Raw genomic sequence first — 20,259 nt, 5'->3', positions numbered from 1 at the left:
ACCGGAACCATGCCCGCAGTTCGGGCAATGATCCCGGAAAATCCCGGCCCTCCACTGGCACATCCATCATGAGCCACACAATACGCGCAGCCCCCGACATCACGGCAGTTACATGGATAGCCAATTTGGGAAAATAGGCCGCCAATCGCGGGGCCGAGCACGGCGGCTATCGCCCAGACACCTGAGAGGTATCCCTGGACCTTGGCCCGTTCCTCGACGGTGTAGATGTCTCCGGCGATGGTTGTGGTGGCAGGCTGGATGGCGCCTGCGCCGAGCCCTTGGATGGTGCGGCAGATGATTAGCACGGGCATGCTCCATGCGAATCCTGCCAGGATTGAGCCCAACATGAAGATGCCGATCCCGGCCAGCATGACAGGTTTGCGCCCCAGGGTATCGGAGAGCTTGGAGTAGACAGGCACAGAGACGGCCTGGGCGAGAAGGTAGACCGAGAACAACCACGGGAAGGAAGCGAAACCGCCCAAGCTTTCCACGATGGAAGGAACCGCCGTCGCCAACACCGTTGAGTCCAGCGCCACGAGCCCCATGCTGACCATCAGTGCAATGAGGACCGGGCCGCGCTCGGAACGGAAACCGACCCCGGCCGCGGACATCAGTGCGCTGCCCGGACTGCAAGTGCGCTGGACGCGACGCGGGCCTTTGTTTGCAAGGTCTTCAAGGTGACCGTCATGCTTCATTCTTAGGCTGATAAAGCAGTGAACACAATGGTTTAGTTTGCAGGGAAAGGCCGGGAATCCAGAGATGTCCAGTTCCCATCGCCAGTGGACTAGGATGGCATGGATGCCACGGATTGTTTGCAGATCCCTCCCAGTGGCCGTGATTTCGCTCCCCGGAGCCGTAGAAGTTGGAGGTGGACCGCACATGGATGATGGACATAGTCGATCTACCGCACCGCGCGAGCCCAGCCTGCGCCACCGGGAACCAGCCTCCTTCTAATCCCCGCCACCCGCGGCGGCACACGGAAATCCTCCGCAGTGTCCTTCGCAAGGCAGGGTAGCTTCGCACCTGCGGTGCAGCGGCCAGGAGCTTCCCTTACGGCCTTCGGGGATTCGTGCGGTAGCGCCTTAGCCTTCGCCACCCAATTCCTGCACACGCCCCGCGGATCATCCTGCGGCGTGATTGCGCGTGCTTTCAACGGAGGGAACCGGATCATGATCAAATACCCCGTCCAAACTTTTGCGGACAGCGCTGAACTCCTGGGCAAGGGCCTCGCCAACCAGGATCTCGCCGCCGTTTCACAGGCGCTGCATCCCCTGAACGTGAACGAAACCCTCGAGCAACTGGAACGCCTGAACACCATTGACCGGGCTGTTTCATACCGCACGCTGCCCAAGGACCGGGCCATGGAGGTCTTTGAGCGTCTGGATGCCGGACTGCAGGCTGATCTGGTTGAGGGATTGCAGGACGTTGAAGTTGCTGAAGTCTTTGCGGAGCTGAGTCCCGATGACCGGGTGGCTTTGCTGGATGAGCTCCCAGCCTCCGTGGCCCAACGCCTGATTTCCGGGCTCAGCGACAAGGACCGGGCACTGACAAGCACGGTGCTCGGATACCCGCAGGGTGCCGTGGGGCGCTACATGAGCCCTGAGTTCGTGACAACCCATCCGCAGCTTTCCATCCGGGAGACGTTCGCCCGGGTGAAGTCGCAGCTGGACGACGCCGAGAGCGTCTACACGATCCCCGTCACGGACGCCGGGCGGCACCTGGTGGGCGTGGTGTCGTTGCGCGATGTCCTGCGAGCCGACGACGCCGTGCTGATTGCAGACATCATGAAGCGCCCGCTGAGCTTCCCTGCCACCGAGGACGTGGAGGAGGCAGCCCGCTACTGTGCCGATGCCAAGGTGCTGGTGCTGCCGATTGTCGACGCCGAGGGCCGCATTGTGGGCATTTTGACGGTTGATGATGCATTGCAAATCCTGGAAGACGCTGAAAGCGAGGACGCTGCCCGTGCCGGTGGTACAGAACCGCTGCGGCGCCCCTACCTGGCCACCCCGGTCAGCAGCATTGTGCGTGCCCGGGTGGTGTGGTTGTTGGTGCTCGCACTGGGTGCAACGCTGACCGTCCAGGTCATCGGCGCCTTCGAGGCAACCCTTGAACAACAGGTGGTGCTGTCCCTTTTCATCCCGCTGCTGATCGGCACCGGGGGAAACACCGGCAACCAGGCAGCCACAACCATCACCCGTGCACTGGCGCTGGGCGACGTGCGGCCGAGCGACGTCTTCAAAGTCTTTGCCCGTGAGGTGCGCGTTGGCGCGTTTCTGGGATTGCTGCTGGGCACGCTCGGCTTCGTGATCGCTTCGATTTTCTTCACCGTGCCCATCGGTTGGGTGATTGGGCTGACCCTGCTGGGAGTGTGCACCATGGCCGCCAGCATTGGCGGGCTCATGCCGCTCCTAGGGAAGGCAGTGAGGGCGGATCCGGCCGTGTTCTCCAACCCGTTCATTTCAACGTTCGTCGATGCAACAGGGCTGATTATCTACTTCCTGATAGCCACCAGCATTCTGGGCCTCTAACCAGAAGCACGCCCCGCCCCACCTACCGACGCTCCAGCACTTTCGGGCCGTTTATCCACGACCCTCCTGCATATTCCGGGGTGTTGCGGCGTCGCCGACGATCGGCATCGTTGACCTCGACGCCAACAGCATATCTACTATGCATTGATAATTATCGATATAGTGGTGGGAGCGTCTGATCGTTGCTTAGCCGCTGCGGGGGAGTGAGCTGAGGGCGTGGGGCTATGTTGCTCGTCATCGAGTGGCAGCACCACAAAAACCAAGGAGAATCGTATGCCTGCTATTCGAGTCCACGAAACCGCTCCCTGCTTCGGCCGTCCTACGAGCTGCTGCTAGGAACGTCATGAAGTTTCTCCAGAACACACCCCGGTTCGTTTTCTTTACCGGCAAGGGCGGGGTGGGCAAGACGTCAGTGGCCTGTGCGACGGCGATCATCCTTGCGAGGGAGGGTAAGAAGGTCCTGCTGGTCAGTACCGATCCCGCCTCCAATGTGGGACAGGTCTTTGGCGTAACCGTCGGGAACGTGGTTACTGCCATCCCCGAAGTGCCGGGCCTTTCCGCGCTGGAAATTGACCCGGGGCAGGCCGCCGATGGATACCGCGAGCGGATTCTGGGACCTATTCGCGGACACGTTCCGGAGGCCGAGTTGGCCAGTATTGCTGAGAGTCTGTCCGGTTCCTGCACCACTGAGATTGCCTCCTTTGACGAGTTCACCAATCTTCTCGCCGACGAGAGTTCCTACGGCGAGTATGACCACATCGTCTTCGATACGGCCCCGACAGGCCACACCATCCGCCTCCTGCAACTGCCCGGTTCATGGACCGATTTCCTGGCCGCAGGCAAGGGAGACCCATCCTGCCTAGGGCCACTAGCAGGACTCGAAAAGCATAAACTGGTCTACGCCAAAGCTGTCCAGGTCCTCACAGACCCGGCCCGGACCCGGCTTGTCTTGGTCAGCCGGGCCCAGACCTCGTCCCTGAGGGAGATCGAGCGGACCTATCGTGAACTCAACCAGATCGGCATCGGTGGTGGTTACGTCGTCATCAATGGTGTCCTGCCGTCTGCCGCCGGTGAGGAAGAACTGGCGCTGGCCGTGCGAGACCGGGAGAGCGCGGCCATCGCTGCTATCCCCGAAACCGTCGCCAGCCTCCCCCGAGATGTGCTCGATTTGAAGCCAGGGAACATGGTTGGCATTCTCGCACTTGAGTCCTTGTTGACGAATGCTCCCGTCACGGGTGTTCTGGCCGAGGCAGTTGTGGACGCAGGGGTCGAGGACGCCCCGCTGGCTGCACTGGTGGATGAAGCGGAGAAGGGCGGCCACGGACTCGTCATGTGCATGGGCAAGGGCGGCGTCGGGAAGACCACTGTAGCCGCAGCCATCGCGATCGCCTTGGCCAAACGTGGGCATGCTGTCCATCTCACCACGACCGATCCTGCAGCACACCTGACTGAAACGCTTCATGGTTCCATCCCTGGCCTGACGGTTTCACGCATTGATCCGGGAGCGGCCATCCAGGAATACCGAAACCATGTTATGGCTACCAAGGGTCGCAGCCTGGACGCGGAAGGACGCGCTGCCTTGGCCGAGGATCTCATGTCCCCATGCACCGATGAAGTCGCTGTATTCCGGCAGTTCTCCAAGATGGTGCAGGAATCCCGCCGCCACTTTGTGGTGATCGACACAGCACCGACAGGCCACACGTTGCTGCTTCTGGATGCCACTGGTTCCTACCACCGTGAGATCGCCCGTCAGGCGGGCGACACAATGGGGTTCGTGACGCCACTCATGCGTCTTCAGGACCCGGCACTGACCAAGGTCATTCTTGTCACCTTGGCTGAAACGACACCTGTGCTCGAAGCGGAAGAATTGCAGGAAGATTTGGAACGGGCCGGGATTCACCCGTGGGCCTGGGTGGTTAACAACTCGATCGCCGCGGCACACCCCCAATCTCCGTTCCTGCGGGGCCGCGCTGCAAGCGAAATTCAACAGATAGCGAAGGTGCGAACTCTGACGGATCGGGTTGCCCTCATCCCCTTGCTGCCCGAGGAACCAGTCGGTGAAGAGAAGCTCTCAGCTTTGGCCGCCGTCGTTCCCCAACTTGCCGTTTAGGGGGCATGTCTGTCTTGATGTCCGGCATGCAGCTCAAGGTGGCCATGACTGAGGTCTAAACGTTGTCAACGTTCAGGGGAGTGGAAGCTGATTTTCGTTCTCGCTCGCGATTGCTGCCGTCACTGCGGCTTGTAGTGAGGTGTCGTTTCTGGACAGCAGGTAGTGGATGACGGCACCGATGACAGCTCCGATGGGCCAGGAGAACGCCGAAAAGGCACCGAAGCCCGGAACCAAGGCAAGAACGAGCGAAATGATGGCTGCGATGAGGAATGAGACCAGCGCCTTCGGGTTCCAGCCACGAGAATACGTGTAGTGGCCGTCTTCACGGAACAACCCCATGACGTCTACGTGCTGTTTCCGCAGCACGTAGTAATCGATCATGATGATTCCGAACAGCGGCCCAAGGAGTGCTCCAAGACCACCAAGGAAGAGGTTGACGGCCACCGGGCTGTTGAAGAGATTCCACGGGGTGATCAGGATCGCGATGATCGCGCTAATCAGACCACCTGTTTTGAAGTCGATCTTCTTGGGATACAAGTTGGCCAGGTCATACGCAGGTGAGACGAAGTTTGCGACGACGTTGATGCCAAGAGTAGCGACGATGAACGTCACCGCCCCGAGTAAAATCACCCAGACGTTGCCGATTCGACCGACGATGTCGACTGGATCATAAATGTGCTCTCCATAGACCTGGAAAGTTCCCGTCGTCACGATCACCGACACCACGGAGAAGGCGATGAAATTTACGGGCAGGCCCCATAGATTCCCACGGCGCACCGCCTGTTTGGTGGGGGCGAACCGGGCGAAGTCACAGAAGTTGAGCATCAGTGTTGAGAAGTACGCGATGGTCAGTGAAACTGCCGCGAAGAACGCCTGCCAGATGCCCCACCGCGCGTCGCCACCGGGCAACGTGAACGAGACGTTCCAGCCAGCCTTGGCCAGAATATAGAACACGAGCACCAGCAGAACAGCCCAAATGGCCGGTCCCGCCCACTCCTGGTATTTTCTAATCGTTTCCATCCCGTTGCGCAGTAGAAGCAACTGCAGTGCCCACACCACCAGAAAAGCCAACCATCCCAATGTCGATTCACCGAGGAAGTCATTGGTGGTCATGAACTTCAAACCAGGCCAGATCTGCAAAAGGAGTACGATCACGGCCCGTGAAGCGAGCCAGGTCTGGATTCCATACCAAGCAATGGCCACAATCGCACGGATCAGCGCGGGCAGATTAGCGCCAAACGTACCGAAGGAAATGCGAGATATCACAGGGAATGGGACGCCCGTTTTCTGCCCTGCGTACCCGGAGAGGTTCACTAGGAAGTAGACGATGAAGATTCCAACAATCAGCGCTAGAAACACCTGCCAGGCGCCGAGGCCGAGCGCGAATAGTCCAGCTGCAAAGGTATAACCGCCGAGTGAGTGAACATCGGACATCCACATCGCAAAAAGCGAGTAAGTGCCCCATTTACGATGTTCGGCTGGAGCGAGATCTTCATTGTAGAGGCGTGGACTCAGCCCCGGCGGAATTTTTGACATGTCAGTCAGCTTCTTCTTTGAAGGTACCAATCTTCATCATGCGAGGAAATTGTCCTGTGGTATGAATCACTACGAATTATGGAGTCAGTATGATCCTCCATTGAACTGGTTGTCAATCGCCCAAGTCCAGATTCAAAGCGTGCTTTTCCACGTAGTCCAAAGCTAACCGGACGGCTCCGAGTGTGACGATTGCGTCCCCGAGTGTGGACACCTCGACCCTCGGCGGGTTGGGCATGTAACGAGCCAGTTCGGTTCGGAGTGGTGTCAACAAAATGCTTGAGGATGCTGCCACTGCCCCACCAATCACCACTAGTTCTGGGTCCATAAACGTTGCCATTATGGCTACGACGCGGGCCATGCGCCTACCTATGGCATCAAGTATCTGCGCAGAGACAAGGTCGCCTTGGGCTGCCGCGGCAAAGACGGCCTCAGCGGTGATACCCACTCCGCTGATATCGGCCAGCGTTGCCAGAACTGTCGCAGGAGAGCCCTTTTTGCAAGCGGCAGCCGCCATGTCACGAGCCAATGCTGCAATTCCTTCTGGTGTACCGACACCATCGACCAAGTCTAGGAGCCCGACTTCACCACTGCGCCCGGATGCACCATGTAATAGCTGGCCGGAATCCATCAATCCGAATCCGATGCGTTCCCCTGCCAGCATGACGGCCAGGTCGTTGACACCCCGGCCCACACCCATCCAATGTTCGGCCATGGCCGCAAGGTTAGCGTCATTTGCCAAAAGCACTGGCCAGCCAAAACGGTCACGCAGGTTTTCTTGGATGCCGATGTCAAAGCTTTCCCAAAAAAGTTGGCTGTGGGAAATATTGCCGCTACGGTCCACCGGTGCGGCGATGCCCACACCGGCAACCAAGACGTCTGCATGTCGTGCGTCGGCGTCGGCCAAAGCCTTCCCGAGCGCCTTTTCGATGGTGGCTAGGCGCTGGGCATCCGGGGCCGTGAACCCGCCCAGGCTCTCGGTGGCCTTCCCCAATATGTTTCCGCGAAGATCAGCAACAAGTGCAGTGGTCTTTTCAGACCCAAAATCCAGGCCGACAACGACTCCTGCTCGCGCATCGAATTCGAACACTCTTGCTGGGCGACCCTTCTGCACTGTCACCTTCTGCGGTGCTAACTCGCGAACCCAGCCGGCCTGGATCAGGTCGTCACATACGGCAATAACCGTTGCGCGTGCCAGGCCGGTCGCTTCGATGAGGTCAGTGCCAGTGACCGCGTCGGAACGACGCATGACAGCCAGGATGGCCTCCATGTTGGTACGACGCAGACGCTGGGAAGAGTTTGCCGTGAGTTCCAAGAATTGCCCCTTGACGTCTTGCCCTGTGATGCACATAATACTAACAGGGCATAAATTTAGAATCTAAATATATGTCTCAAATCATATTTGGCGATCTATTCCACGGTCGTGCGACAGATCTACCTCCGCCCGAAAGAACAAGGGAGTTTTTTGATGAAAGCTGTTTCCCCATCCGCCGTGGGAACTGTGCTGTGAGCGCCACTGGCCCTACCCGTAGAAAGTTGCTTTCCATGGCAGCCGTTGCTGCCGCAGGTCTAGTGCTGCCTGCTTGCTCGGGTGCTGCTGCGGGTACCATCACCACCATTCGCTTGCAGCAGAACAAGCCCGAAGTGGTGGAGTACTTCAACGCTCTCATCAAGGACTTTGAGTCAAAGAATCCGGACATCCGTGTGGTTCAGGACTTCAACGCTGGTAATTGGGTTCCCGGGCTGATCCGCGACAGTCCGGCCGATGTGGTGACCAACGCCTACTCGGTGACAGTTGCAGACTTCACCAGGAAGGGCATCTTCGCCGACCTCTCCGATCTTCCGGCAGCAGCCATGACAGATCCAAAGGCTCTGGAACTCATCAACTCCTTCGGGCAATACCAAGACTCGGAACTGAGCGCACTGCCATTCTCGCTGGCAGCTGCCGGCGTCATATACAACAAAGCATTGTTTTCCCAGCACGGTGTGGACGTACCCACCACATGGAGCGAGTTTCTGGGGGCATGCACTAAATTCCAGGCGGCTGGGCTGACACCGATCTACGGCACGTTCAAAGACTCGTGGACGCTGGGCCAACCCTATGGCTACGCATCTGGGGGCACAGTGGACCTTGCTGATTTCTTCTCACGCATGCCACTGACGGCCGAGGACTTGAAGAGCAATCCAGATGTCTCCTTCGGCAGTGATTTTAAAATCGCTACAGACAAGTTCCTGAAAATCTTGGGGTTCATGCAAAAGGGCGCTGGCAGCCGGTCCTATACCGATGGCAACGCAGCCTTCGCCAAGGGCGGCGCCGCCATGTACATGCAGGGCCCATGGGCACTGTCGGAATTGACCACCATCAATCCGGATCTCAAAGTGGGTATTTTTGCCCTGCCCATGAGTGAGGATCCGGCTGAGACCAAGGCCCAAGTCACCTTGGACATGACTTTTTCCATCGTCCGCTCCACACCAAGGCTCGAAGCGGCCAAACGCTTCGTCAGCTATCTCATGGACCCAGCTGTGGTCAATGCCTACAACAACAAGTTCTCCGCTTTCTCGCCCCTGAAGGAAGCAACAGTGAACGCCAACCCCCAGATTTCCGGACTTCAGCCGCTGATCACTTCCGGCAAGTACTACCTCAATGTGACCAACTACTTTCCACCAGCCATCACGTTGAACAACTACTTCCAAACCTTGGCCCTGAACAGAAACGACAAGGCATTCCTGACCACCCTCGACGACGCCTGGCACCGTGTTGCCACCCGCAACGCCTAGTCCCTTGAAGGAGACAATCATGACCGCCCCAGCCGACGTCCGTGCGCCAGCACTGTCACCCAACGATGACACAGAGGGAAAAAAGGTCACCACCCCTGCAGTTCCTGCGCGACTGCGTGCCCACCGCAAGGTTGATCCGACCTATTACTGGATGATCATCCCGGTCCTGGTGCTGTTCGCATTGTTCAGCACCGTCCCGGCCGTCATTGGTGGCTTCTTCAGTTTCACCAACTACGCAGGCTACGGCGACTGGAAAATGGTGGGCCTGCGGAATTTTCAGAATATTTTTACTGACCCGGAAATACTTGCCTCGTATGCGTTCACGTTCTTCTTCGCCATCGTGGCAACCGTTGCAGTAAATGTGGTGGCTCTGCTGTTAGCTCTGGGCCTGAACTCCCGGATCAAATGGAAGACAGGTATCCGCGGCATCTACTTCATCCCCATGGTGCTCTCCGGACTGATCATTGCCTATGTCTTCAACTACCTGTTCTCCAACACCGTGCCCACCATCGCTGAAAGTTTGGGAATTACCCCCCTGGCCACCAGCATCCTGGCCAATGAGCAGTGGGCCTGGGCAGCGATCGTCTTCGTTACCGTCTGGCAAGCTGCGCCTGGAGCCACCATCATCTACCTGGCCGGCCTGCAAAGTATCTCCCCAGACGTCACTGAGGCAGCCTCCCTTGACGGGGCAGGAGCATGGCGCCAAGTGCGCAGCATCTCTCTTCCCCTTATCGCTGGATATGTGGTCATCAACATCATCCTTGGATTCAAGGGCTACCTGGGCACCTACGAGATCATTGTGGCCCTGACAGGTGGCGGGCCCGGCACGGCAACCCAATCCGTGGCCATGCGCATCTTCTCCGGCTTTGCCGGCGGTGACTACTCCTACCAAATGGCCAACGCCATCATCTTCTTCATCATCACACTCATCATTTCGCTGCTGCAGTTGCAAGTACTGCGCCGCCGGGAGGTTTCACTGTAATGACAACAGCATTAACGGACCTGCGCCCAGAACTCCACGGACCCGAGCAGCTGGACGGCACCCTCCAGACCAAAATCCGGCGCACGCGCCGGGAAGGATTTAAAGTCAACTGGTGGATGACCGCATTGATGCTTGTGGCATCCCTGACCATCATGGTGCCGCTGTACTTCACCATTAGCATGGCGCTGAAATCCCCCGAACAGGCAGCCTCAGGCACCGGTTTCGCATGGCCGGCGGATCCACAATGGCAAAACTTCTCCCAAGCATTTGTCCTGACCAACTATCCTGCTGCATTCATGTCCACAGCCTTCATCACCGTCCTTTCGGTATTGGGCGCACTGGCTGCCAGCTCCATGGTTGCGTACGCGATTGTGCGCAATTGGGACAGGAAATTCTTCCGTCTTTCCTACATTTACCTGCTTTCAGCGATGTTTGTGCCGTTCCCTGTGGTGATCCTTCCCTTGATTAAGCAAACTGCCATGTTTGGTCTGGACAACCCCCTTGGCGTTGCCTTCATCCACATCGTGGGCGGTATTTCCTTCAACTCACTGCTCTTCATCGCGTTCCTGCGTTCCGTCCCCATTGAACTGGAAGAAGCGGCAAGGCTCGACGGCGCGAGCACTTGGCAGACGTTCCGCAAGGTCATCTTCCCGCTGCTCGCCCCCTTGAGTGCCACGGTTGGCATCTTTGCTTTCCTCGGTTCTTGGAACGACTTCCTGCTTCCCCAGATGCTCATAGCCGACCCGGCGTTGCAAACGCTGCCAGTAGTCCAGCAGTTATTCCAAGGACAGTTCAACACCAACTATTCCCTTGCCTTCGCCTCATACCTCATGGCACTGGCACCAACCCTGTTGGTGTACCTGTTCGCACAACGCTGGATCATGTCCGGCGTCATGCGCGGCGCTGTCAAATAGCACCCCTATTTCAATCACACAAAACAAACGCACTACTGAAAAGGAACATTCCATGCCTATTTCCGCTCTTTCCGCCCACACACCGGATCTGCTCTCTGCGGATCCAAATTGGTGGCGTCAAGCCGCTGTCTACCAGATCTACCCTCGCAGCTTCTACGACGCGGATGCTGACGGACTGGGCGACATCAAGGGCATCACCACCAAGATTCCTTACCTGAAAAGCCTGGGTGTGGATGCTGTCTGGCTCAGCCCCTTCTACCCATCCGAACTGGCCGACGGCGGCTACGACGTGGCCGACTACCGCAACGTTGACCCCCGGCTGGGCACACTGACCGACTTTGACCAGATGACCGCTGCCCTCCACGACGCCAGCATGAAACTCATCGTGGACATCGTCCCCAACCACTCCTCCAACCAGCACGCATGGTTCCAAGAAGCACTTGCAGCTGGAAAAGATTCCGACGCCCGCGCACGCTACATCTTCCGTGACGGCCTAGGGGTCAACGGTGAACTCCCACCCTCAGACTGGACCTCTGTCTTTGGCGGACCCGCCTGGACCCAGGTTGCCGACGGTCAGTGGTACTTGCACCTATTCGCCTCAGAACAACCCGACTTCAATTGGGACAACAGGGAGATCCGCGACGATTTCCTCAAGACACTGCGTTTCTGGTCAGACCGAGGCGTTGACGGCTTCCGCATCGATGTGGCGCACGCATTGATGAAGGACCTGAGTGAACCACTGCCGTCTCAGGCCCAAATCCTCGAACTAGAGAAGCTGAACAATGGCACAAATCCATTGTGGGACCGGGACGATGTCCACGAAATTTATGCCGAGTGGCGGGCCCTGTTTAATGAGTACAACCCTCCGCGGACCGCAGTCGCTGAAGCATGGGTGGACCAGTCCCGCCGCGCCCGTTACGCGTCCACCGCAGGCTTGGGCCAGGCGTTCAACTTTGACCTGCTCATGGCAGATTTTGAGGCAGAATCCTTCGCCTCGATCGTGACGAAAAATCTGGCTGAATCCGCAGCCACCGGAGCATCCTCCACTTGGGTATTCTCCAACCACGACGTGGTCCGCCACGCCACCCGCTATGGGCTGGCGAAGCTGGCAGATCCAGAAAAGACCCAAGACGGCAAGGACTGGATCCTGGCAGGCGGAGCTGAGACAGAGCTCAACCGCGAGCTCGGTCTGCGCCGCGCCCGTGCAGCAACCCTCTTCATGCTGGCCCTACCCGGTTCTGCTTACCTGTATCAGGGAGAGGAACTGGGCTTGCATGAAGTGGCTGACATCCCCGACGCAGATCGCCAGGATCCCGCGTTCTTCCGCAATGTAGGCATTGAAAAGGGCAGAGACGGCTGCCGGGTACCATTGCCCTGGACCAGCGACCAGACATCGTTTGGGTTCAGCAGCTCCCAGCCACACCTGCCGCAGCCCGCGTGGTTTGCCCAACACGCAGTCTCGGCCCAAGACGCGCCAGAAGGCTCCACACTGAACATGTACCGCGACGCTTTGGCCCTACGGCGGTCGTTGCAAACGACCGAGGAACTTGCCTGGACCAGCAATAGCAACCCTGACGTGCTGCACTTCGTACGCCCCAACGGCTGGACCGTCGTCACCAACTTCGGCACGACCGCCGTCGAGCTCCCCGAAGGAACAGTAGCCCTGAGCAGCGTTCCATTGGCAGATCGGATGCTGCCCGCCAACGCCACGGTCTGGCTCGTCTAGAACCCGCTCACTAATAAACCGTGCACTGCCGCTCGCCCAAAATCTGGGTCGGGCGGCAGTACCCGTTATACATCCCACCCAGGACTGCAGCAACGAACGGAACACCCATGGCAAAAATGACCCCCGACTCCCTACGCATTGGCATCGATATTGGCGGCACCGCCATCAAATACGGTGTGGTGGACACAGCCACCGGAACCCTCAGCAGGCCTATCGCCCAACAACGTACTCCCCAGCCCGCCAACCCTGCAGCCATTGCTGAAGCTGTGCGTGCGGTGGTCGCCGATGTTCAGTCCTGGGAAACCGCTCCATCGCAATTCGCTGCCGTCGGAGTCGCATTCCCTGCCATCATCCGCCAAGGAATAGCCTGTTCGGCCGCGAACATCAGCGACGAATGGATAGGCCAGAAAGTTGAGATTCTCCTTGAAGAAGCACTTCAACGACCGGTCCGTGTCATTAACGACGCTGATGCTGCAGGTCTGGCTGAAACGACGCGAGGAGCCGGAAAAGGGCACAAAGGTGTAGTTCTAATCCTCACTCTGGGCACAGGTATCGGTTCGGCCCTGATGATCGACGGGAAACTTGTGCCCAACCTTGAACTGGGCCACCTGGAAGTTGGCGGACTCAAGGCCGAAACCACCACTTCAGCCGTCGTTCGTGAAAATGAAGGACTGAGCTGGATTGAATACTCCTCGCGACTACAGCGGTATCTATCGCGTGTGGAATTTTTGTTCTCCCCCGACCTGATCATCATAGGCGGCGGAATCTCAGTCCGGTATGAAGAATTTCTGCCGCAGATACTGTTGGCCACACCTATCAGGCCAGCACAATTGCACAATTCTGCCGGCGTCATTGGTGCAGCCCAGATCGTTGGATGAAGTGGGCAATACCCAGAATCGATTCGCAGTGCCAGAGAAGAGTTCATGTGGTCCCAGCAAGGGAGGCTTTGACAGGACCACGCGCAGCAGTCGTCGTTTGCCTTAGGGGTGTGGTCCGTCGCGAAAAATCCCCCGGACTGTCGAAGCGCTGTTGCCGCAATGGAAGAGTTACAGCGCCAGGTAGCCCGCGAGAAGCGGACTGTGCGGATTGTCACTGCGGAGCACACACCTTCTGGCATGAGCTCCGCAGTCACTGCTGCAGTAGCGCCGGAAAATACACCCCCGAAAGTGCCGGAGCGTCGGTAAGAACACACCGGAAAGTGCAGGAGCGTCGGTGGGGGAGGAGTGCGTTAGGGGGCGGGTGCCTTTGTCAGGCCTCCCGAGAAAGTGAACAGGATCGCCGCTGCCACTTCCGCCACCGGTGTGTCCGGGGTGAACAGCAGCCATTCCAGCCCGCCCATGAGTGTGGCCCCGAAAATGCCTCCGGCCATCAACAACCGGCTGCTCTCGGACGTACCCAGCGGAACCAGCGGAAGCAAAGCCGTCCCGATCTCCGCCACGGCCTCGCGCCGCAGGGCCGACATGGTGTTTTGCCACGCCCTGTCGGTGCGGAAAATCTCCGCCGCCATCATCTTGGCCAGCGCACGGTTATCCGCAATCAGCGTCAGCATGTCCGTAACCATGGCCTCGATCGCAGCAAACCCGGCCGCCGACTCCCGCGCCGCACGCAGAGTCTCCGACAACGACCCCACCCCCGTGGTCAGCAGTTCCTCAAACAGCTTGTCCTTGGAGGCAAAGTTGTAATACACGCTGCCCTTGGCCACACGCGCCCGCTCCGCCACCTCATCCATGGTGGTCCCGGAAATCCCGTGCGTGGCACCAAGCTCCAGCGCGGCGGCCAAGATGGCCTGTTTGGTGGCGGAGATGCGGGGCACGGGATTTCCTTTGCTCGGACGGGGCTGGACTGGGCGGGGCGGTGCTGGATGGTTCAGAACGGACGACGGCGGCCAGCCGGGCTTGCGCTGTTGGCTACATCTCCAGTTCTGGGTGCAGGCGCTTGATGGAGAACACGCGCTGGCGTCCGGCACTGAAGGCGCTGATGGCAACCGAACCAATGGCCACGAGGGCCAGGAAAGCCACCGACACCCACAACCGGGAGTCTATTCCACCAGTCATCAACTCCCTAAGCCCGCTCACTACATAGCTGGCTGGCATGAACGGGTGCAGCGCTTGGAAGAAGCCGGGAGTGGTTTCCACCGGGTACGTTCCGCCGGAGGAACTGAGCATCAGCATCAACAGCACCAGGCTGGCCACGCGTCCTGCTGCGGTGCCGAAGACAATGATGAACATCTGCTGTAGCGCCAGGAACGTCACGGTGGTCAGGTAGATGAACGCAGCCATGGCCACCGGGTAGGCGGGATTCATGTCCAGCCCCCACAACAGCACGGCCACCATGATGACCACCTGTCCCAGCCCTATGGCGAGAGCCGGCAGCAGGCCGGTCAGCACACTGCGCAGGCCGTTGGCACCGGCAGCCAGCGCGCGGACGGGAAGCGCACGCAGCAGCAGCCAGGAGATCAAGGCGCCCACGAACGTGGCCAGCGCAATGAAGAACGGGGCAAATCCCTCGCCAAAGCTGCCGGACTCATTGGCCCACTGCTGGTTGAGCGCAACAGGGTTCGCCAGTACCTGCGACTTCTGCCCCAGCAGGTCAGAAGAATCGTTCGGGACGGCCTGGCCGCCGTCGTGCAGTTTGGTGGTGAGTTCATGGCTGCCGACGGAAAGCTTATCCGCCCCGTCGGCGAGCGCGGCACCTCCGTTGAGCAAGGTGCCTGTGCCGTTTGCCAGATCGGAGGTGCCGCCGCTGAGCGTGCCGGCCCCGGCTGCGAGCGCCGCGGCGCCGTCCTTGGCTGTGGCCGCGCCGGAGGACAGTGCGCTGGCACCGCCGGAGACCTTCTGCGCACCGGCAGCCAGGTCCGCAGAACCAGTCGCAGCGCCCTGGGCGCCCTGGGCGAGTGCGGCTGCGCCGGAATTCAGCGTCTGGGCACCCTTGGCCAGCTGGTCCGCGCCGGTTGCGGCAGCGCTGATGCCTGTTGAGAGTGTGGAGACGCCGGTGGAAACTTCCCCGGCTCCGGTGGCAAGCTGTGCAGCGCCAGCGGCCAGGGGAGCGGTGCCGTCGTTGGACAGCGAGTTGGCGCCCGCCGCCAGCTGCCCGGCGCCTGTGGCCAACGGCTGAACGCCCTCGGCTTGCAACTTCTTCAGGCTGTCCACCAGTGCGCTGGCAGGGGTGTTGGCCGGCAGGTTTTCGGCGGTGGAAATGAGGGTGGCCAGCTCGGAGGAGGCCTGGGCGGCCCCTGCCGAGAGGGTGTCCGCACTGCCGGCGAGCGTTGCGGCCGAGCCGGAGAGCTTCGCTGCGTTTGCAGACAAGGTGCCTGCACCGGTGGACACCGAGGCTGCACCCGTTTCGAGCTTCTGCGCGCTAGGCACGGCGTTGCCCAGCGATGTGGCCAGGCCGGTAGCTCCCGTGGACAGCGTGTTGCTGCCTTCGGCAAGCGAGCTGGCGCCCGTGTTTAGATCCCCCAGGCCCGTGGCCAGTGACTGGGCACCCGTGGACAGTGATGAAGCGCCCGTGTTCAAGGTAACTGCGCCTCCGGCCAGGGAAGTGATGCCCGTTGACAGCGACGTTGCCCCGTTGGAGAGCTGGAGCGCTCCGTCCTTGAGCGTGAGCGAGCCCGCGGCCAGGTCCTTCATGCCCACCACCAGCTTGCCGGCACCGTCCTTGGCCGTGTCGATGCCGGAGGTGACCTTCGCGGAACCGTCCGCCGCGGCGCGCAGGCCGTCACCGGCGTCGTGCAATCCAACGAGCAGGGCTGAGGAAGTTTGCTCGCCCAGTTGCTCGGATACGGCGTCGCGGACCTGTCCCATGGCCTGCTTGCCCAGGACGCTGGAGAGAAAGTTGTTGGAGTCGTTGAATTCGACGTCGAGCTGAGTTTGCGCGGGGGAGTCCGTGCCGACCGAGACGGCGTTCTTGGAGAAGTCCGCTGGAATGGTGAGGGCGAAGTAGTACTTGCCGTCGGCGACCCCGGATGCGGCGTCCGCAGCGTCGGTCTGCTCCCATTTCAGGTCCATGCCGTCCAGCAGCTTCGTGCTCAGGTCCTGCCCGGCGTGAACTGCCTCACCGTTGTTGGTGGCGCCGGCGTCCTCATTGACGAGGGCCACGGGCAGGGAGTCCATGTGCTTGTCCGGGGCCTGGAACGCCCACAGGTACAGGGCGCCGTAGATCAGCGGGATGAACAGCATGACGACCACGGCGATTTTGGGCAGTTTGCCGCGCTTGAACCGGCTCAGTTCCGTGCCGGGGGATAGAAAGGCAAACATTTAGACGCTCTCCTTGATGAGTTCGTGCAGGGGTGTGGTTTCGGTTTCCATTCCGGGCACGACGGCGGGACCCGGGGCAGCGCTGTCGGCCGCGGTGCCGCTGTCGTCGGCAATGTTTGCAGTGGGGGTGTCTGCGCTGATGTCGATGATGTGGGGGGTCATATCCAGGTCTTCCCACAGGGCGGCGTCCAGCGAGGATGCGGAGACAACTACATCCGTGTGCTTGGCGGCCACGGCTGCCAGCCGGTGCCACACGATGGCGCGGGAGTCGCTGTTGCGAATCTGCTCAATGTCATCGACGAACAAGACCTTGGGGCGCCCCATCAGGGCCAGGGCGATGCGCAGCAGGAACTTCTCCGTTTCGTCGAGGTCCCAGATGAGTGTGCCGGCAGCCGGGATGGGCTGCTCGCCAAAGACGGGCGCGCAGATGTTCGCAACGGCGTCGTCGTCGAGCTTGCGCACAACGGACCACCAGGGCGAGAGCCACGCAAGGCGCTCGCGGAGGGTGGCGCCCACGGTGACGGATTCTTCCAGGCTGTCGATGCCGGAGAATCCTGCCACGGCGCTGAGCGTTTGGACGGCGCGGAGCTGGCGGGGGAGCCCAAGTCCTGCCACGAGCAGCGTGCCGTCGTCGTGCTTCATGCGGCCGGCCAGGGTGAGCAGCAGCGAGGTGCGCCCGCTTCCGGCATCGCCGCGGAGGACGGAGAGTCCGCCGTCGAGGTTGAAGGTGAGTGGGCCGTAAACGGGGCCACGCCCTGCTGACAGCGCAAGGTTGTTGGCGTGAATCTGCACAGTGGTTCCTTTGGTGGATGATCCGGCGCGGAGTTGCTCCTGTGCGGATCTTTTGGATCGGTGGTCCGGCCGCCGTGTGCTGCGGGGGGACTGTCATTTGTCTATCTTTATACCGACTAGTCAGTATAGCAAATTCACGAGTGTGATCCCGGCTGCGCACGGTGCCAACGTGCACCCTCCCCGGGCTTCCGGTGATTGCGCACAAACTGCCCTAGAGTGAGTTTTGTCACAACCTATCCCCAGCAGCGTGAAAAGAAGTTCCGCAGTGCCGCTCTTTGAAGGCATCGCCGCCACCACCGTCCACACCGACCGGCTGGCCGCCAACGTGCTGGCTCGTTCCGGGCAGCGGACGGATAGGCCGGCCATCGTGTTTGTTCACGGAAACGTGTCCTCGTCCCTGTTCTGGCAGCCCATCCTGCTGGCCCTGCCCGAGGACGTGACCGCCTACGCCGTGGACCTGCGCGGCTTCGGCGGCAGTGAAACGGCCCCCGTCGATGCCACCCGGGGTGTTCGGGACTTCAGCGACGACGTCCACTCCGTGGTGCAGGCGCTGGGGCTCGGAGCCGTACACCTCGTGGGCTGGAGCATGGGAGGCGGGGCCAATCCGGGTTTCGTGACCGCGCTCACAGAGGGCGACATCAGCCGGGGCAACACCCTCGGTCCTTGGGCCGTCTACAAGGGAACCTACGTTTCCACCGGCTTCACTTCCGAGCACGAGGACACATGGGTTGAATCGATGCTGACCACCGCGACAGGTGAGGACAACTACCCGGGCAATTCCATGCCGTAGGAAAGTTGGCCGGGATTCGCCGCCGGAACGCGCGGGGTGTTGAACACCATGGCACCGGGCCACTTTGACGTCTCCGGCATTGCCGAGCTCCCCGCCAAGCCGCCCATCCTGTGGGTGCGCGGTGACGCCGATGCCATCGTCTCCGACGCCTCCGCCTTCGACCTGAACTTCCTGGGCCAGGCGGGCGTCATCCCCGGCTGGCCGGGCGAGGACGCGGCACCGGCGCAGCAGATGGTGGCCCAAACCCGCGCCGTGTTGGAGCGCTACGCGGCCAACGGTGGCAGCTACGCCGAAGAGGTGTTTGCCGGTGCCGGTCACGCCCCGGCCCTGGAACAGCCAGAGCGGTTCGTGGATCTTCTGCTCCAGCACGTCCGCGGCGCCGCTTGACCCGAGCGTCCGCTGCAGTACGACTTGAGTAGCCGCGGCGCCGGGGCCCACCAGCGAAGGTGCGGCCCCGGCGTCGTGCTTTCGAGAAGGGGTGACTAGGAGGGGCAGCGCTTAATTTGGTCAGGTTTGAGAGAATTGTCCAGTGACTGTTATAGATATCCCCTCCAGCGACACCAAAATCGACCTGCCGCCCTTGAGGCTGGGCAACATCACGGTGGACACCCCCGTGGTGCTGGCCCCCATGGCCGGAATCACGAACACGGCCTTCCGCAGGCTGTGCCGCGAGCACGGTGGCGGCGTTTTCGTCTCCGAAATGGTCACCTCGCGCGCCCTCGTGGAGCGCACGCCGGAATCGATGCGGCTGATCAGCCACGACGAAGACGAGAAGATCCGCTCGGTGCAGCTCTACGGCGTGGACCCTGAAACCGTGGGCAAGGCCGTGCGGATGCTCGTCGAGGAAGACCATGCCGACCACATCGACCTGAACTTCGGCTGCCCCGTGGCGAAAGTGACCCGGCGCGGCGGCGGTGCTGCGCTTCCGTGGAAGATCGACCTGTTCACGGCCATCGTGCAAACGGCTGTGCGGGAGGCGGCCAAGGGCTGCCTGCCGCTGACCATCAAGATGCGCAAGGGCATTGACGACGACCACTTGACCTACCTTGAGGCAGGCAGGATTGCGCGGGATTCCGGCGTCGCCGCCGTCGCGTTGCACGGCCGCACAGCCAGCCAGTTCTACTCCGGCAAGGCCGACTGGGACGCCATTGCACGCTTGCGCGAAGCCCTCCCCGACATTCCCGTGCTCGGCAATGGCGACATCTGGAGCGCCGAGGACGCCATCGCCATGGTGCGCCAGACCGGCGTCGACGGCGTGGTGGTGGGACGCGGCTGCCAGGGCCGCCCCTGGCTCTTCGGTGACCTCATGGCCGCCTTCGAAGGCAGCGACACCCGCCACAAGCCCGGCTTGGCCGAGGTTGCCGCCGCCGTTTACCGCCACGCCGAGCTGCTAGTTGACACGTTCGACGACGAAAACAAGGCCCTGCGCGACATCCGCAAGCACATGGCCTGGTACTTCAAGGGCTATGTGGTGGGCGGTGATCTGCGCGCCCAACTCGCCGCCGTACCCACCCTCGAGGTGCTGCGCGGCCTGCTGGACCAGCTCGACATGGACTCCCCATATCCCGGAGTTGACGCCGAAGGCCCCCGCGGGCGTGCAGGCACACCCAAACGGACCGCACTTCCAGCCGGCTGGCTGGATGAGCGCACCATCAGCGGCTCACAAAAGGTGGAAATTGCTGGCGCCGAACTGGATGTCTCCGGCGGGTAGCCTAGCGGCAATCCCTCTACGTCAGGCTGGTTGTGAGTCATTCGTGTCTTTTGATTAAAGGAGCCAGCCATGTCATCAATTACGAAGGGTTATACAAGGGATGAGATTCGTGGGTTGGTCCATGAATATTATTTGCAGC

General features: G+C 60.6%; 16 protein-coding genes. 10 read left to right on the top strand and 6 right to left on the bottom strand.

Annotation, left to right across the window (positions count from 1 at the left end):
- Window positions 1–611 (bottom strand): MFS transporter (locus tag JMA46_RS15590; RefSeq protein WP_207346266.1); only part of this gene is annotated, 611 nt, incomplete at its 3' end.
- 558 nt (window positions 612–1,169) lie between these two features.
- Between JMA46_RS15590 and mgtE the strand changes: the two genes are divergently transcribed.
- Both mgtE and arsA read left to right on the top strand, forming a co-directional pair.
- Window positions 1,170–2,528 (top strand): magnesium transporter, encoded by a 1,359-nt coding sequence (gene mgtE, locus JMA46_RS15585; protein ID WP_207346265.1) that lies wholly within the window; start codon window positions 1,170–1,172, stop codon window positions 2,526–2,528.
- Between the two features lie 343 nt (window positions 2,529–2,871).
- The gene (arsA, locus tag JMA46_RS15580; RefSeq protein WP_207346264.1) at window positions 2,872–4,638 is read left to right on the top strand and encodes an arsenical pump-driving ATPase; all 1,767 of its coding nucleotides are present in this window, start codon (window positions 2,872–2,874) and stop codon (window positions 4,636–4,638) included.
- A 72-nt stretch (window positions 4,639–4,710) separates the two neighbouring features.
- Here arsA and JMA46_RS15575 read toward each other — a convergent pair whose 3' ends face one another.
- Both JMA46_RS15575 and JMA46_RS15570 read right to left on the bottom strand, forming a co-directional pair.
- Window positions 4,711–6,174 (bottom strand): NCS1 family nucleobase:cation symporter-1, encoded by a 1,464-nt coding sequence (locus JMA46_RS15575; RefSeq protein WP_207346263.1) that lies wholly within the window; start codon window positions 6,172–6,174, stop codon window positions 4,711–4,713.
- Between the two features lie 112 nt (window positions 6,175–6,286).
- A complete protein-coding gene (locus JMA46_RS15570; protein ID WP_247647370.1) occupies window positions 6,287–7,486 on the bottom strand; it encodes an ROK family transcriptional regulator in 1,200 nt (399 codons plus the stop codon).
- Between the two features lie 230 nt (window positions 7,487–7,716).
- Between JMA46_RS15570 and JMA46_RS15565 the strand changes: the two genes are divergently transcribed.
- From JMA46_RS15565 to ppgK, 5 genes are all read left to right on the top strand, one after another.
- Window positions 7,717–8,949, top strand: a complete 1,233-nt coding sequence (locus tag JMA46_RS15565; protein WP_247647369.1) for an extracellular solute-binding protein — start codon at window positions 7,717–7,719, stop codon at window positions 8,947–8,949.
- Window positions 8,950–8,968: 19 nt separating this feature from the next.
- Window positions 8,969–9,931, top strand: coding sequence for a sugar ABC transporter permease (locus JMA46_RS15560; protein WP_207346260.1), 963 nt, complete (start codon window positions 8,969–8,971; stop codon window positions 9,929–9,931).
- The gene (locus JMA46_RS15555; protein ID WP_207346259.1) at window positions 9,931–10,845 is read left to right on the top strand and encodes a carbohydrate ABC transporter permease; all 915 of its coding nucleotides are present in this window, start codon (window positions 9,931–9,933) and stop codon (window positions 10,843–10,845) included. The genes JMA46_RS15560 and JMA46_RS15555 overlap by 1 nt, the downstream gene beginning before the upstream one ends.
- A gap of 52 nt (window positions 10,846–10,897) precedes the next feature.
- Window positions 10,898–12,571, top strand: coding sequence for a glycoside hydrolase family 13 protein (locus JMA46_RS15550; RefSeq protein ID WP_207346258.1), 1,674 nt, complete (start codon window positions 10,898–10,900; stop codon window positions 12,569–12,571).
- Between the two features lie 107 nt (window positions 12,572–12,678).
- The gene (gene ppgK / locus JMA46_RS15545) at window positions 12,679–13,449 is read left to right on the top strand and encodes a polyphosphate--glucose phosphotransferase (RefSeq protein WP_207346257.1); all 771 of its coding nucleotides are present in this window, start codon (window positions 12,679–12,681) and stop codon (window positions 13,447–13,449) included.
- A gap of 350 nt (window positions 13,450–13,799) precedes the next feature.
- Here ppgK and JMA46_RS15540 read toward each other — a convergent pair whose 3' ends face one another.
- From JMA46_RS15540 to JMA46_RS15530, 3 genes are all read right to left on the bottom strand, one after another.
- Window positions 13,800–14,384, bottom strand: coding sequence for a TetR/AcrR family transcriptional regulator (locus tag JMA46_RS15540; RefSeq protein ID WP_207346256.1), 585 nt, complete (start codon window positions 14,382–14,384; stop codon window positions 13,800–13,802).
- Window positions 14,385–14,478: 94 nt separating this feature from the next.
- Window positions 14,479–16,827 carry a YhgE/Pip domain-containing protein gene (locus JMA46_RS15535; RefSeq protein WP_207346255.1) on the bottom strand — a complete coding sequence of 783 codons (2,349 nt, stop codon included), beginning with the start codon at window positions 16,825–16,827 and terminating at the stop codon, window positions 14,479–14,481.
- The gene (locus JMA46_RS15530) at window positions 16,828–17,619 is read right to left on the bottom strand and encodes an AAA family ATPase (protein WP_207346254.1); all 792 of its coding nucleotides are present in this window, start codon (window positions 17,617–17,619) and stop codon (window positions 16,828–16,830) included.
- Between the two features lie 247 nt (window positions 17,620–17,866).
- Between JMA46_RS15530 and JMA46_RS17350 the strand changes: the two genes are divergently transcribed.
- From JMA46_RS17350 to dusB, 3 genes are all read left to right on the top strand, one after another.
- Window positions 17,867–18,409, top strand: coding sequence for an alpha/beta fold hydrolase (locus JMA46_RS17350; protein ID WP_348770194.1), 543 nt, complete (start codon window positions 17,867–17,869; stop codon window positions 18,407–18,409).
- Between the two features lie 48 nt (window positions 18,410–18,457).
- Window positions 18,458–18,796, top strand: coding sequence for a hypothetical protein (locus JMA46_RS17345; RefSeq protein ID WP_247647367.1), 339 nt, complete (start codon window positions 18,458–18,460; stop codon window positions 18,794–18,796).
- 142 nt (window positions 18,797–18,938) lie between these two features.
- A complete protein-coding gene (dusB, locus tag JMA46_RS15520; protein ID WP_207346253.1) occupies window positions 18,939–20,120 on the top strand; it encodes a tRNA dihydrouridine synthase DusB in 1,182 nt (393 codons plus the stop codon).
- Window positions 20,121–20,259: the final 139 nt, after the last annotated feature.

The organism is Arthrobacter sp. E3, assembly GCF_017353415.1.
In the GTDB taxonomy this organism is placed as follows: Bacteria; Actinomycetota; Actinomycetes; order Actinomycetales; family Micrococcaceae; genus Specibacter.
This window is presented reverse-complemented; position numbering and strand designations above follow the sequence as displayed.

Coding starts and splice junctions, on each gene's coding strand:
- mgtE (WP_207346265.1), top strand. CDS start 1,170: ATGATCAAATACCCCGTCCAAACTTTTGCGGACAGCGCTGAACTCCTG.
- arsA (WP_207346264.1), top strand. CDS start 2,872: ATGAAGTTTCTCCAGAACACACCCCGGTTCGTTTTCTTTACCGGCAAG.
- JMA46_RS15575 (WP_207346263.1), bottom strand. CDS start 6,174: ATGTCAAAAATTCCGCCGGGGCTGAGTCCACGCCTCTACAATGAAGAT.
- JMA46_RS15565 (WP_247647369.1), top strand. CDS start 7,717: ATGGCAGCCGTTGCTGCCGCAGGTCTAGTGCTGCCTGCTTGCTCGGGT.
- JMA46_RS15560 (WP_207346260.1), top strand. CDS start 8,969: ATGACCGCCCCAGCCGACGTCCGTGCGCCAGCACTGTCACCCAACGAT.
- JMA46_RS15555 (WP_207346259.1), top strand. CDS start 9,931: ATGACAACAGCATTAACGGACCTGCGCCCAGAACTCCACGGACCCGAG.
- JMA46_RS15550 (WP_207346258.1), top strand. CDS start 10,898: ATGCCTATTTCCGCTCTTTCCGCCCACACACCGGATCTGCTCTCTGCG.
- ppgK (WP_207346257.1), top strand. CDS start 12,679: ATGGCAAAAATGACCCCCGACTCCCTACGCATTGGCATCGATATTGGC.
- JMA46_RS15535 (WP_207346255.1), bottom strand. CDS start 16,827: ATGTTTGCCTTTCTATCCCCCGGCACGGAACTGAGCCGGTTCAAGCGC.
- JMA46_RS17345 (WP_247647367.1), top strand. CDS start 18,458: ATGGCACCGGGCCACTTTGACGTCTCCGGCATTGCCGAGCTCCCCGCC.